4 protein-coding genes are annotated in these 14,579 nt (G+C 59.7%); 1 reads left to right on the top strand and 3 read right to left on the bottom strand.

The genetic code is table 11. The features are described 5' to 3' along the window. Positions 1-124 precede the first annotated feature (124 nt). Both nfuA and HX790_RS18355 read right to left on the bottom strand, forming a co-directional pair. A complete protein-coding gene (nfuA, locus tag HX790_RS18360; RefSeq protein WP_017136914.1) occupies positions 125-709 on the bottom strand; it encodes a Fe-S biogenesis protein NfuA in 585 nt (194 codons plus the stop codon). A 94-nt stretch (positions 710-803) separates the two neighbouring features. Continuing rightward, on the bottom strand, positions 804-3,095 hold the full coding sequence (locus HX790_RS18355) for a fatty acid cis/trans isomerase (protein ID WP_176991877.1): 2,292 nt from the start codon (positions 3,093-3,095) through the stop codon (positions 804-806). Between the two features lie 164 nt (positions 3,096-3,259). On the opposite strand from HX790_RS18355, the gene metH reads away from it, so the two are divergent. Beyond that, entirely contained in the window at positions 3,260-6,970 is a 3,711-nt protein-coding gene (gene metH / locus HX790_RS18350; protein WP_170040251.1) for a methionine synthase, read from the top strand. A 229-nt stretch (positions 6,971-7,199) separates the two neighbouring features. Here metH and HX790_RS18345 read toward each other — a convergent pair whose 3' ends face one another. Then, positions 7,200-14,402 carry an NEL-type E3 ubiquitin ligase domain-containing protein gene (locus HX790_RS18345; RefSeq protein ID WP_176991876.1) on the bottom strand — a complete coding sequence of 2,401 codons (7,203 nt, stop codon included), beginning with the start codon at positions 14,400-14,402 and terminating at the stop codon, positions 7,200-7,202. Positions 14,403-14,579 lie beyond the last annotated feature (177 nt).

Genomic DNA, 14,579 nt, shown 5'->3' with positions numbered 1-14,579 from the left:
CGCAGGCAAGCCAGCTCCCACAGTTGATCTACTTTGTTAAATAGACTGCGTAACGCACTGAATTTTAAGCATAAAAAACGGCGCTCACGGGGCGCCGTTTTTTTATTCGCAGTGAACACCTTACTCAGTAGTAGGCGTTTTCTTTCTGCGTGTGGTCGGTCACGTCACGCACACCCTTGAGCTCCGGGATACGTTCGAGCAAGGTGCGCTCGATGCCTTCACGCAAGGTCACGTCCGCCTGGCCGCAGCCTTGGCAGCCGCCGCCGAACTTGAGCACGGCAATACCGTCTTCGACCACATCGATCAAGCTGACCTGACCGCCGTGGCTGGCCAGCCCAGGGTTGATCTCGGTTTGCAGGTAGTAGTTGATGCGCTCGTTGACCGGGCTGTCGGCGTTGACGTTCGGTACCTTGGCGTTGGGCGCCTTGATGGTCAACTGGCCGCCCATGCGATCGGTGGCGTAGTCGACCACGGCGTCATCGAGGAAGGCTTCGCTGAAGTTGTCGATGTACGCAGTGAAGCTTTTGAGCCCCAGGGCGGTGTCTTCAGGTTTCTCTTCCCCGGGCTTGCAGTAGGCGATGCAAGTCTCGGCGTACTGGGTGCCGGGCTGGGTGATAAAGACGCGGATGCCGATGCCTGGGGTGTTCTGCTTGGACAGCAGGTCAGCCAGGTAATCGTGGGCGGCGTCGGTAATGGTTATGGCAGTCATGGAAACTCCTCACAGGCTTGCCGGCAGTTTACGCCAAAATATTACGCAGGTACAAAGTCCGAGTAATTTTGTCGGAAAAGGCCCAACCAACTCATCAGAGATTCTCATACCGATTCATATCCAGCACCCCGTCTTCCAACGGCGCAGTCTCGCGGATGTACTGCGACAGGTCGTGAAAGTATTGCCAGAACAGCGGATGACTGCGCCGCACACCCCACCGATCAACAATTTTCTCGAACCGCTTGGCATCCTTGGCGTTTTCCATAGCCGCCACAAACGCCGGCACTTCCTGCGCCGGGACGTTGAAGATGAAGTTCGGATAACTGCTAAGCACACCCGGATAGATCGTCACCGTATCCAACCCCGGCTGATAGCGATAAGCCTCGCCCAGCAGGAACGCCACATTACTGTGCGCGCGGTTACGCAGCAGGCTGTAAACCACGCGCTTGCCGCTGGCGGTCTCGATACGCAGCATGGTCGCCTCAGGCAACTGATCAATCACCTTGAGCCCCGCCGCCGGGCGTGATGTCAGCCGGCTCAATGCCTGCTCCGCGTCCTGCAACGCCGGGTCGATACCATCGCGCGAGCAATAAGCACCCGTGCAGCGGTTGATCGGATCCGGGCTGGCATTCAAATCGCCGTAACGCGTCAATAACTGGTTGGCAAAGTCACGTTTCGGGTCTTTTTCATCCAGATGCAAGCCGCTTGGCTTGTCGCCGTCAATCGCCTCGTAGTCCAGCCACAGCTTGAGCTTGCCGCTGTTCTGGTACCAATCATCCATAAAGTCATCGCGGGTATCGGCCGGCATCAGGCGCAGGAAGTTCTGCTCGGCGCCGTTGCGGATCAGGTCGAAATACAGCCGGGTCTGGGCCTGGTGCGACACATTGCCGAACACATCGAAATTCACCGCCAACTGGTAATAGGTGCGCTCCAGCAGCGGATAGTCGAACAACCACATCGTCTGCGGTACTTCGCCAATCAAGCCTTTGGTCACCGAAGCACTGTCGAAATGCCGGAAAATCGTCAGCAAGGCGTTGTCATTACCCGCCCACAAGGTCGACCAGCTCGGCGGCGGCACGTCCGCGTAGCTGTCACGGCGCAAGGCTTCGTATTGGTTGCGCTTGTCGCGATAGGCCAGCCACAGGCTCAGCACACTGCCCACGTCATCGTTCTGCCCCGGCATCGCCAGCAGCGGAGTAGCCTGGCCGCGATAGCGTGCATCGGTGATGTACAGGTCGTGGTCCGGGTCCTGGAACAGGGTCCAGAAGTTATCGCGAATCACGTCCGTGGCGATCTGACCACGACAGACCGGCCCGCGAATGAAGGTGCGTACAAAATACTCGGCGTTATCGAGCATGAACTGGTAGCGCGCCTTGGCCGGGATGGCTTCAAAGGTTTCGAACGGGTTGGCACGACGACCGGGGCCATAGCCCGGCAAGGCACTCACCTGCCAGTCGCCGGAATAGAACAGGTCTTTGATCCGCGCCATTTTCGCCGCGCTGAACGGGTAAGTGATGTGGGTTTTATGCACGATCACGCCCTGCACCGGCCACAGGCGGTAATACACCTGGGTGCCCGGGTCATCGTTGGGTCGACGGGTGGCGATCAGGTCGATGGGCTGGCCACTTGGCGTGCGCGAACGCACCCATTGGAAGAAATGCCCCGGCTCACCGTTTTCGAAATAAATATGCGCCAGGTACAAATGCTCGTACAGCCAGCGCGCCACCAGGCTTTCACGGGCGCCAGGCTGGTTGAACAGGTTTTCCCACTGCTGTACTTGCAGGGCTTCCCTGGCACTTGGCGCCAGGCCTTGCTCGTCAATCGGCGCACCGGAGGCGAGCCAGCGCTGCAAGGTTTGGTATTGCTGGCCGGTCAAACCGGTGACCGCCAGCGGCATGCCTTCCTTGGGATGGCTGCCGGCGTAGGCATTGAACTCGCCGGGCATGGCGCACATGTTTTGGCGGTTGAGGCCCAACACAATCTCATCGGGCAACTTGGCATTGGGTTGCAGCGGCGCGTTATGCCCCAGCTCCAGCATGCGCGCCATCAATGCGGCCTGGCTGCCTTGGGCGTCGAGTACCGAATAGAAGCCTTTTTGTTGCCAGGCCTGTTTGCCGAATGCGTCGTAGAACAAACGCGTGGTCGGCGTGGCCTGGCTGCGCTCGCCGTCATACACCGGGGTTTTGCTCGCGCCACGGGACGCACCCTCGGCGCTGCCCAGGTTTAATTGGCACGCGGAGTCGTAGCAGGCATGGCAGGCCACGCACTTTTCGGTGAAGATCGGCTGAATGTCGCGGGTATACGAAATCGCCGGGGCGGGTCCGTTGGCCTGTGCAACGCAGGCGACCAGTGCCAGGACGGCGCTGGTGAGTAGACGAAGTGACATGTATCCGGTCCCGATTCAATGCGTGCGCTATAAGTGCCGGCAATTCTACCGGGCCAAGACCCGCACCAACATGAACGATATTCATGCAAAACCAGGACATGCTCTAAATCGGCACAGGTTTGTTATGATTCACGCCCTCCGAAATGCCTGACCAGAGTAGCCCCATGTCCGACCGTAGCGTTCGTCTGCAAGCCCTTCATCAAGCCCTCAAGGACCGAATCCTGATCCTCGACGGCGGTATGGGCACGATGATCCAGAGCTACAAGCTCGAAGAGCAGGATTATCGCGGCAAACGCTTCGCCGACTGGCCGAGTGACGTCAAGGGCAACAACGACCTGCTGGTACTTACCCGCCCGGACGTAATTGGCGGTATCGAAAAGGCTTACCTGGATGCCGGCGCCGACATTCTGGAAACCAACACCTTCAACGCCACGCGTATTTCCATGGCCGACTACGGCATGGAAGAACTGGCCTATGAACTGAACGTAGAAGGCGCACGCCTGGCGCGCAAGATCGCCGATGCCAAGACCCTGGAGAACCCGGCCAAGCCGCGTTTTGTCGCCGGCGTGCTTGGCCCGACCAGCCGCACCTGCTCGCTGTCGCCGGATGTGAACAACCCCGGCTACCGCAACGTGACCTTCGATGAACTGGTGGAAAACTACACCGAGGCCACCAAAGGCCTGATCGAAGGCGGCGCCGACCTGATCCTGATCGAGACCATCTTCGACACGCTCAACGCCAAGGCCGCGATCTTCGCCGTGCAAGGCGTGTTCGAGGAATTGAATGTCGAACTGCCGATCATGATTTCCGGCACCATCACCGACGCCTCCGGCCGTACCCTGTCGGGCCAGACCACCGAAGCGTTCTGGAACTCGGTGGCGCACGCCAAGCCGATTTCGGTCGGCCTCAACTGCGCCCTGGGCGCCAGCGAACTGCGCCCGTACCTGGAAGAGCTGTCGAACAAGGCCAACACCCATGTGTCGGCGCACCCGAACGCCGGCCTGCCCAACGAGTTCGGCGAGTACGACGAACTGCCGTCGCAAACCGCAAAAGTCATCGAAGAATTCGCCCAGAGCGGTTTCCTCAACATTGTCGGCGGCTGCTGCGGCACCACGCCGGGCCACATTGAGGCCATCGCCAAGGCGGTGGCCGGTTATGCGCCACGTGTCATCCCGGATATTCCCAAGGCCTGCCGCCTGTCGGGCCTGGAGCCGTTCACCATTGATCGCAGCTCGTTGTTCGTCAACGTCGGCGAGCGTACCAACATCACCGGTTCCGCCAAGTTCGCCCGGCTGATCCGTGAAGACAACTACACCGAAGCCCTGGAAGTCGCCTTGCAACAGGTGGAAGCCGGCGCGCAGGTGATCGACATCAACATGGACGAGGGCATGCTCGATTCGAAGAAGGCCATGGTGACCTTCCTCAACCTGATTGCCGGCGAGCCGGACATCTCCCGTGTGCCGATCATGATCGACTCCTCCAAGTGGGACGTGATCGAAGCCGGCCTCAAGTGCATCCAGGGCAAGGGCATCGTCAACTCGATCAGCATGAAAGAAGGCGTCGAGCAGTTCATCCACCACGCCAAGCTGTGCAAGCGGTATGGCGCAGCGGTGGTGGTGATGGCCTTCGACGAAGCCGGCCAGGCCGACACCGAAGCGCGCAAAAAAGAGATCTGCAAACGTTCCTACGACATTCTGGTGAATGAAGTCGGCTTTCCGCCGGAAGACATCATTTTCGACCCGAACATCTTCGCGGTCGCTACCGGTATCGAAGAACACAACAACTACGCCGTCGATTTCATCAACGCCTGTGCCTACATCCGTGACGAGCTGCCGTATGCACTGACCTCCGGCGGCGTGTCCAACGTGTCGTTCTCGTTCCGGGGCAACAACCCGGTGCGTGAGGCGATCCACTCGGTGTTCCTGCTGTATGCGATTCGCAACGGCCTGACCATGGGCATCGTCAACGCCGGCCAGCTGGAGATCTACGACCAGATCCCGGCCGAGCTGCGTGACGCGGTGGAAGACGTGGTGCTTAACCGCACGCCGGAAGGCACCGACGCCCTGCTGGCGATTGCCGACAAGTACAAGGGCGACGGCAGCGTCAAGGAAGCCGAGACCGAGGAATGGCGCGGCTGGGACGTCAACAAGCGCCTGGAACACGCGCTGGTCAAGGGCATCACCACGCATATCGTCGAAGACACCGAAGAATCGCGCCAGTCGTTCGCACGCCCGATCGAAGTGATCGAAGGCCCGTTGATGTCCGGCATGAACATCGTCGGCGACCTGTTTGGCGCCGGCAAGATGTTCCTGCCTCAAGTGGTTAAATCAGCCCGGGTGATGAAGCAGGCCGTGGCGCACTTGATTCCGTTTATCGAGCTGGAAAAAGGCGACAAGCCGGAGGCCAAGGGCAAGATCCTGATGGCCACGGTCAAGGGCGACGTGCATGACATCGGCAAGAACATCGTCGGCGTGGTGCTCGGTTGCAACGGCTATGACATCGTGGACCTGGGTGTGATGGTGCCGGCGGAGAAGATCCTGCAGGTGGCCAAGGAGCAGAAGTGCGACATCATCGGCCTGTCCGGCCTGATCACGCCGTCGCTGGATGAAATGGTGCATGTGGCCCGTGAGATGCAGCGCCAGGACTTCCACCTGCCCTTGATGATCGGCGGCGCCACCACTTCCAAGGCGCACACGGCGGTGAAAATCGAGCCCAAGTACAGCAACGATGCGGTGATCTACGTCACCGACGCCTCGCGCGCCGTGGGTGTGGCCACGCAGTTGCTGTCCAAGGAACTGAAAGCCGGTTTTGTCGAAAAAACCCGCCTGGAATACATCGACGTGCGCGAACGTACTGCCAACCGCAGTGCGCGCACCGAGCGCCTGAGCTATCCGGCCGCCATCGCCAAGAAGCCGCAGTTCGACTGGAGCAGCTACACACCGGTCAAACCGACCTTCACCGGCTCCAGGGTGCTGGACAATATCGACCTCAAGGTGCTGGCCGAATACATCGACTGGACGCCGTTCTTTATCTCCTGGGACCTGGCCGGCAAATTCCCGCGCATCCTCGAAGACGAAGTGGTCGGTGAAGCCGCTACTGCGCTGTATGCCGATGCCCAGGAAATGCTCAACAAGCTGATCGACGAAAAGCTCATCAGCGCCCGCGCCGTATTCGGTTTCTGGCCGACCAACCAGGTGCAGGACGATGACTTGGAGGTGTATGGCGACGATGGCCAGCCGATTGCCAGGCTGCACCACCTGCGCCAGCAGATCATCAAGACCGACGGCAAGCCGAACTTCTCCCTGGCCGACTTCGTCGCGCCTAAAGACAGCGGCGTGACCGACTACATCGGTGGTTTTATCACCACCGCAGGCATCGGCGCCGAAGAAGTCGCCAAGGCCTATCAGGACGCTGGCGACGACTACAACTCGATCATGGTCAAAGCCCTGGCCGATCGCCTGGCCGAGGCCTGCGCCGAATGGCTGCACCAGCAAGTGCGTAAAGAACACTGGGGTTACGCCCGGGACGAACAGCTCGATAACGAGGCACTGATCAAAGAGCAATACACCGGTATCCGCCCTGCCCCCGGCTACCCGGCATGCCCGGACCACACCGAGAAAGCCCAACTGTTCCAACTGTTGGACCCCGAGGCCCAGGAAATGCACGCCGGGCGCAGTGGTGTATTCCTTACCGAGCACTACGCCATGTTCCCGGCGGCGGCCGTCAGCGGCTGGTACTTCGCCCACCCGCAGGCGCAATACTTTGCCGTGGGCAAGATCGACAAAGACCAGGTCGCCAGCTACACCGCGCGCAAAGGCCAGGACCTCAGCGTGACGGAGCGCTGGCTGGCGCCGAACCTGGGGTATGACAACTAACGCCAGCCAACGCTTTTGGGTAAGGAAGCGGGCGTGCCCTGATGCCAGCCAGTTAAGCGCTAGAACTGACAACCAGTAACCTGTGGCGAGGGAGCTTGCTCCCGCTGGGGCGCGAAGCGGCCCCAAAAATGGGACTGCTACGCAGTCCAACGGGAGCAAGCTCCCTCGCCACAATTACCGGCTATGTCTTAACTGAGTGGCATTAGGGCACGCCCGCTTCCTTGCTCCACTACGCCTGTGTCGACGGGCCAGGCTGCGGCGAGGCCGGCCCGCTGGTTACCGGAGCAACACTACCCGGCGCTGATTCCAGCACCTCTTTGCGAGACAACTCAAGCAGCAACTGCACCCGTGCGCTCTCTCGGTCAAACTGCAGTTGGTTCACTGCCGCCGTGTAGCGTGGGTCGCCAAGCTCATACTCATCCTCAAGTGCCTCATGGCGTGCGTCAGCGTCGCTTTTAAGCGTCTCGAACTCTTCGGGATATCGATCTTGCAGGTAACTGACCCAGTAGTCATGGCTAATCAGGCGCTCATAAAACGCATTGGACGCCTCCGCCGTTAGCACTTGGCTACGCGCGCTGGTTAATACTTGCCCGCTGATCGGGTGACCAAATGCCATGTGCGTGGGTTGCCCCGGTAACTCCAACCCGTCAGGCCAGCCGCGGGTCATGCCGATCCGATACTCCAGGCGCACCTCGGCCTCGTCTCGTCCTCTGGTCTCACGTATGGCAAGCGTATCGATCTGCTCCAACCGGAATAACTGCCGAGACAGCTGCAGTAAACGCTGCCCCCTGAGCCTCAGGGTGCTGGCCGGCACTTCACGCAGCACCTGCTCTACGAGCACCATCACTTCCATTGAGCTGAACGTGAGGATGCGCCCGTCAATACAGGTGCCATGGGTTGCCGAGGCGGCGAACAACGACTCGCGCATCTGCGCATTGCCGGCGGCGCTTTCGACCACCCCCCATACCCGCCGGGTAAGATCAGTTGGGCTGATGCGGTACTCATCGGTATCGCGTAGTCGTTCCAGCAAATGGAAGAACCGCTCATGCAACGGTTCCCGGGCCAGTTGCTGCCACAACTGCCGCCGGGCTACGGCCAAGGTTTGAGATGAATGTTTCAGCCAAGACGTCAGCACCGCTTCTGAGGTGTCACGCTCTGGGTCAAGAATATCTTCCAGGGGTTCGTCCGCCCCTGTATCGTCATCACTGTCGGAACCAGATCCGTCCGAACCCTCCTCAAACGCCTCAATTCGCTGGTCAATTTCGGCCCGACTCCACCCCATCACCGGCCCATTGCCGTAGATTTTCATCTCCTCAAAACTGTCGTATGAAAGCGATTCGTTTTCGGAAAGGTCCGTACCCATCACCAACGTATGGTGACTGCCGTCGAGCAAGCCATGGGGCAAATCCCTGAGGTCATTGCCGCAGAGGTTCAATGTTCGCAGGTTCGGCGCTTGCAACGTACCGTCGGGCCATTCGGTGAGGCGGTTGTAACTGAGATCCAGGGTCTCGATCCGAGTGAAAGATTGGGCATCGAACTCACTCAGATTGTTTCTGTGTAGATCCAAGCGGCGCAGGCGTTCGCCACCCAAAAGGCGATACACGGGCTCGGGATCAGTGAGGGCATTATTTCCCAGCTCCAGTTGCTCAAGCTGGGCCATGTGCTGCACTGCCTCGGGAATGGCCGACAGTTCATTACCACTCATGACCAGCCTGCGTACTGCGGGAAAGCTATTGAGGAAACCCTCGACACCCGCCACCGAAAACCGCACACCGGTTAAATTCAGCGTATGGACATGACTGAACTGCACCGTCAATGCGGGCAGATTATCGGTTTGCAAGCCATGCAGGCTCAGTTCATAACCGGCTTCGGCCGACACACCGGTTTGCCAGCACTCAGCGATCTTGAGAGCGACCAGCTGACGCTCTTCAGCGGCCCGGCTGATGTCCGGGCCGGGTAACTCGCGGGTATACAGCCAGCCGTTAAGCTCGCGCACCAGGTTCTCGTACTCCTGGTGCCATGTGGTCAACAGCGCATCTATTTGCAGGTCATTCATCCCACCGGCAGTACGTAACTGCTCGAACCATTGCAAAGCCTTTTCCTCGGTCACCTGCGGGGTCAGTTCCTGCAAGCGCCCGACAAACCCCGCGCGCCCTTCGATCAGTGTGATTTTGCGGGGCAATGGCAACAAATAATTCAACATCGTCAGGCCCGTTTCCGCAGGAGGAAAGACGGCCGGCACACTTTGTTGTTCAAACCGCGCCAACGCACCCTGTGGCAATGCCCTGGCGCCTTCGACCCGCCGGCGCGCTGATTCCAGCTCGGCCTCACCCGCCGTACTGAAGGCGTTTCCCGTCAAGTTGGTTTTCATCAAGAGCGCGTCAGTCGCCAGCACCTCGGACGACAGGCTCACCAGTTGATTGTCGCGCAGGTCCAGCCAGGTCAATTGCGGCAAGCGCTCGGCTCCGGTCGGCCAAGCCTGCAGTGTTGTCCTGCGCAAGTTCAACGCCTTGAGCTGCGTCAGTTCGCTGACATCCACGCCGGTAAGCGGTTGGCTGTTATGACTCAGATCCAGGAATTCAAGGCTTTTGAGATCATTGAGTTGCGCCTGCAAGGCCGGCATGGCAAGGCGGTTGTTGGAAAGATCAAGCCGGGTCAAGGCCGGAAGATCGCCTGTACCTATGGGTATTTCAGTCAAACCAAGACCGTTCAGCTCAAGGGTTTGCGTATTGCTGAATGCACGAATAAAGCCGCGTGTCTGCTCGATGGATGTGCCCGGCCAACGCAGGCGCAGCGTGCGTACATGGGCAAAGCTTGCGGTGGGTAACGGGGGCAGTTCAACCGCACTCACCTGCAACAGAGGGGTGGTCACTGCAAACTCAGGCGCTGGCAACTCAAACACCGAAGAATCGCTGATTATTCCATACCGCTCGCCTACGGCGTCCCACCAATTGGCTTCAAGCGCACTGATCACGTGGGCGTCTGGCCCCGTTTGCCATCCCGCCGAACGTAACCTGAAGCGCTGCGCGGGATTGGTCGGTGGGTAGTAAAACTGCGCAAAAATGCCAGCGTATTGGTCGCTGAGCGCCTCAATAGCAGCAAACCGCGCTTCAGGCGTCAGCGCGGTGGCCATTATTTTTTGATGCAGTGGGCTAGCCAATCTTGAGTTACCGGTCAGTACCCGCAGCTCGCCCTTGGTGTAGTCGCTGACCATCTGGTGCAAGTCAACCAAGTGCCCCCTGTCGCCCTTGTAGGTTCTGACGTACTCGTAGGCAGGCTTGAATGCTTCGCGCGAGAACATTGACCAGTCCATCGACAGCCCTGCCCACAGTTGCTCATGCCCGCTGTACAGCGTGGCGGGCACCTCACTGATCGCGGTGCGGCTCAAATCCAGACGTTCCAAATGGGGAAGGTCCTCGACACCGGCCGGCCACTTCGACAAGCCAGCAGGGGCATCGACTTGCAAGCGCTTCAACTGCACCAACGCCGACAGGTCCAAGCTGTTGAGCGCGGTGACGGAGTATCCGCGGTAATCGATATGCAGCGCCTCCAGTGAAGTCAGGCTGTTGAGCCTTGAGAAAAACTCAGGCGCCAGTTGCTTCACCGACGTGCCGAACCTCAGGCTTTTGAGGCTGGCCATACCGGTCACCGCCGAGGGCACCGTCATCAGTGTCGAACCGCTCCCTCTCTCGCCCACCCCCCATAACAGGTTGGTATCGCCAATAGACAGGGTTTGTACATTGGGAAACCGCGCCAGAAAGCTCTCCACTTGAGCTTCGTTCATCGGCCCTCCGACCACCGTCAACTCACGAATATGGGAGAAATCAACCGTCAAAGGCGGTAGATGCCCGTCGACGTTGAGGTACAAGCGATCAGCGTTGTTGACCTTCCCCACCACCGCTTCCTTGCGCCAGGCATCCTTGAGCTGTTGCGCCATGTGGGATCTATATTGGTAGTTGCGATCATCGGAAACAGCGCCGCGCGAGGGCATGACCCACTCGTCGAGTTTGGACGCCAGCTCCGTGTATTGGCGTTCACGGTTTTGCAGATGGTTGAAGATAGCTTTGTTGTCCTTGCCCTGCGCCTGCAACTGCACAATGTACTCACCGGCTTGAGTGTCACTCAGGCCGAAGAGCGCTTGCGCGCGAGACTCAAGACTCAAAGTCTGGCCCTCCGCTCGCCCACTGGCGTAATACCCCACCAACGTGTCGTTGATCCGTACCGGCGGCTTGAACCAACGACGTTGCGGCGCCAGCCATTGCGGTGCCTGGCTGCGTTCACGGTCAGCAAGCGCGACGAGTTTGGCTTGCAGTTGTGCACTTTGACCGACATGCGGTACACCCAGCGCTTGGCGTGCGCCATCGGGCATGGCATGCATCAGCGAGGGGTAAAAATTATCACCCTCGGTGGGCAGGCTGTTGAGTGCCTCTCCCCGCTCATCGAACGCTTGAAAGCGCGGGCCTTTTTTCACCAGGTATTTCTTGTCCGGTGCCGTGGGGCTGCCGATGCTGTCCAGCAGCGTGCCGCTGTTACTGCCTTCACGCACCTCCAGGCGCAGGGTGTCGGGCCAACCCGGTAACCTTTCCAAGGTATATAACGCCAGTCGGCGACTGTCCGCCAAGGCCATGGTTTCGCTGCGTAAACCCGCGTAAGCCCGGGTTTGCCGACCTTGGATGGCGTACCAGCGCGCCTCCTCCAGCAGGGTCAAAGGCACCCGGCGCGTCGCTTCCAGGCGTTTGAGATCATCCAAGGACGCGTGGGCCAGTGTCTCTCGGGCAGCGGCTTCGCTGAGCCCGGGGCAGGTTCGTTGCAAGAGCTTGACCTGACTATCGACGGGTTCGGTGCCTGCGTAAAGACTGTCGAAAATCGCCGGTTTGCGGGTTTGGGCATAGTCGGCGATTTGCTGGCGAAACTCTTGCGGCCTCACATCGCGGACCCGCGCCCCCTCAGCGCCCAACAGGCTGGTGACTTCCGTCTCATCCAATGCCGCCAGTATGACCGCAGGCAATCGCCCACCCAGGACGTCAGCGCGGGAAATCTGGATCGGCGCCTTCGCGACGCCACGACGAGGCACACGCCCAACACCGTACTTCACGGACTCCCCAGAGAACTCAACACCCTTGAACACCTCGAGCACGCGCGTTTTTGGCCAACGAGGCATTTCAGCGACCAGCGGCAATGCAAACAGATAACGCTCGTCAATTGGCTGGCTGCCTCGCAGCTGCTCTATCACCTGCCCGCTTTCCGCGTCGGCCTTGAACAAGCGCATGGCATCCAGCAGTTCAGGCGGCGGTGCCGCGAGGTCCATGTGCATCTTGCGCAGGGCGCTGTCGCTGACCCCGCTGACATCCGCCACCTTGAGCAACTGCGTGTCGGAAAAAGCGTCGGTTTCTGGCCCCAAGCGCCGCAGCAAGGTCAGGCGATCCCACTCGGCAGGCCGCTCAAGGGTGTGACGCCAGGCTCCCCGACCGTTGCTTTGAAGAATCGGCTGGTAAAGCTCGGCATGGGTCGGATGCTTAATCCTCCAGCTTTTGATCGACTCATCAAAAACCTGCTCGTAGACTCGATCGCCCTGGCGAATATAGGTCTTACCGTTAAGCGTATATTGCCCCTGCGCGTTGGGCACTGCGTCGGCCTCCAGGGTGACGGCGCTTTGATAGCCCGCCAGGTCCGGCTTCCACAGGCGGGTTTCGCCGTTGGGCAACGTGACCGGGCTGAGGTTTTCGAGCACCGGCTCCGCCTTGGCGGCCCTGAATTTGTTCACCGCCGCCCCGACACCCGCCATCACTGCTATCTGCGCCAGGTTCTCGGCCACATCAATCAAGTGTGCCTTAGCCGCCTGGCGGTCACCCTCGCCCCACTCAATCGCGCCTTCCAGGGTTTCATAGAGCAACTGCCCTGCCATCACGCCCATCATGACCTCGCCCAGCACCGGCACGAACATCGACACCATGTTCAACCCCAGCATGCCGATCTCCAGCAGGTGCGCCAGCTTGGCGTCACGTGCCTTGGCATCCACATCTTCGGTGGGCACGGCATGGGCGCGAGCATCTGCGATCACCTGCTCGCGGTGTTGTTCGTAGAAGTACTGCCAGGGGTCGATGTTAGCCGCCCAGATCCCTTTGCCGCGTCGTGTGCGCGTCGAAGGTTCAAGGAAAGGGTCGGGGTTGGGTTCAAGTTTGGCAGGCGCCTCGGGCGGTAATTCCTTGATGCCGGTGATGAAGTGCGGCGTGGTGAAATCCAGCAATTTCTTCCACGGTGAGCGCCAGATGTCGGTGGGTGAGTCAGCAGCTTTCTGGGTGAACTGGCTGAAGTAATAGGGCCGCTTGTCGTAAGGCACGAAGCGACTGAAAAACTGCTGGTACGGCGTCGGCGAGGGATCATTGGCCTTGGCCGGATCACGGGCGGTGAGCAAGCGCTTGAATTGAGCCTGCATTTGCCGCCAGCGGTAGCGCTTGAGCGGATGCTCAGGGTCCTGGGGCACATAGATAATCAGCTCGTCCGGGTCACTGTATTTTTTGCAAATCGAGAACACCATGCAGCCGGTCATCCGCAGCCGCATCAGGCCCAGGGTCCTGAACCAGACCTGCTTGTCGCCCATCCAGGGATGAATTTCACCCTCGATCACCGACAGCAGCATGCGGTGATCGGCCGGCTCGATATCGCCGGTCAACAGTGCCTGCTCGGCGGCAGCCCTGACGGCGGCCTTCTGATTGGCGATGAACTGGTCACGCAGGGTGACTTGCGCGCTGGCGTCTTCGGGGTAGAAAAATGATTGCAGGTAGGCCTGGTATTTGGCGCCGATATTGAGGTTTCGACACAGCGTCAAAAACTGGCTGACCTTCAGGTTGATCGCCACCGAGTGGTAGGTGCTGGAGGTGCTGGAGGTGCCGGTAGCTTGCATGAACCCGGAGGTCTTGTGGTAAGCGCCCTCCTTGCACTCGTAGGCCTCGAAGTTGTGCAAGGCCGCTTCCAGCAGGGGCAGTTTCAAAAACTCGAAATCCCCCGCCTCGACTTCGGCAATCCCCACCGCCAACGGGCGGCGCAGGCACAACAGAATTTTGTCGACATCGACGTCCAGTCGGTACTGATCCTTCAGGGCCTTGAGCAGCAAGGGCCGGGCGAAGTCGTCGATGCCCTGGAAGGAGGCCATCGTCTTGTCCAGTTGCGTCTGGGTGGTGAGGTTGGCGAGAAAACGACCCGTCACTTCATTGCGTTGCAATGGCGTCGCGTTCGCAAGCCATGCCGGCATGACCGTGCTGGCGTCCTTGAGCGCCTGCTTGCGAGCCGGCGTCGCGTTGATCAACCACTGAGGACTGCTGCGCTCCAGGAAGTCACCGTGCAAGCTTTGGGTGGCGGCGAGTTTTTTTATTGGCTGGGGTGCGTCGTTTGCCGGCACGGCCGGCGAAGAAAGATGGGATGAAGAGTCCATCGTGTCACTCCTTTGAAATGGACTGACAGCACATCACGGCGCCCGCTACGCCAAGCGGTGCATATATGACCTCGTACGCGTTCGGGGCCGGGTGCTGGCAGTGGTATTCCTGTACCGCCTGCGCGGTCACCACATCCGATTTCCTGTCGCTTCCCATCAAACAGGCAAAAAGGATTT

The sequence above is a fragment of the Pseudomonas sp. IPO3747 genome (assembly GCF_013385245.1).
Lineage (GTDB): Bacteria > Pseudomonadota > Gammaproteobacteria > Pseudomonadales > Pseudomonadaceae > Aquipseudomonas > Aquipseudomonas edaphica.
This window is presented reverse-complemented; position numbering and strand designations above follow the sequence as displayed.

What these genes read in the sequence shown, in the direction of transcription:
- nfuA (WP_017136914.1), bottom strand. Translation starts at nt 709, where the DNA reads ATGACTGCCATAACCATTACCGACGCCGCCCACGATTACCTGGCTGAC.
- HX790_RS18355 (WP_176991877.1), bottom strand. Translation starts at nt 3,095, where the DNA reads ATGTCACTTCGTCTACTCACCAGCGCCGTCCTGGCACTGGTCGCCTGC.
- metH (WP_170040251.1), top strand. Translation starts at nt 3,260, where the DNA reads ATGTCCGACCGTAGCGTTCGTCTGCAAGCCCTTCATCAAGCCCTCAAG.
- HX790_RS18345 (WP_176991876.1), bottom strand. Translation starts at nt 14,402, where the DNA reads ATGGACTCTTCATCCCATCTTTCTTCGCCGGCCGTGCCGGCAAACGAC.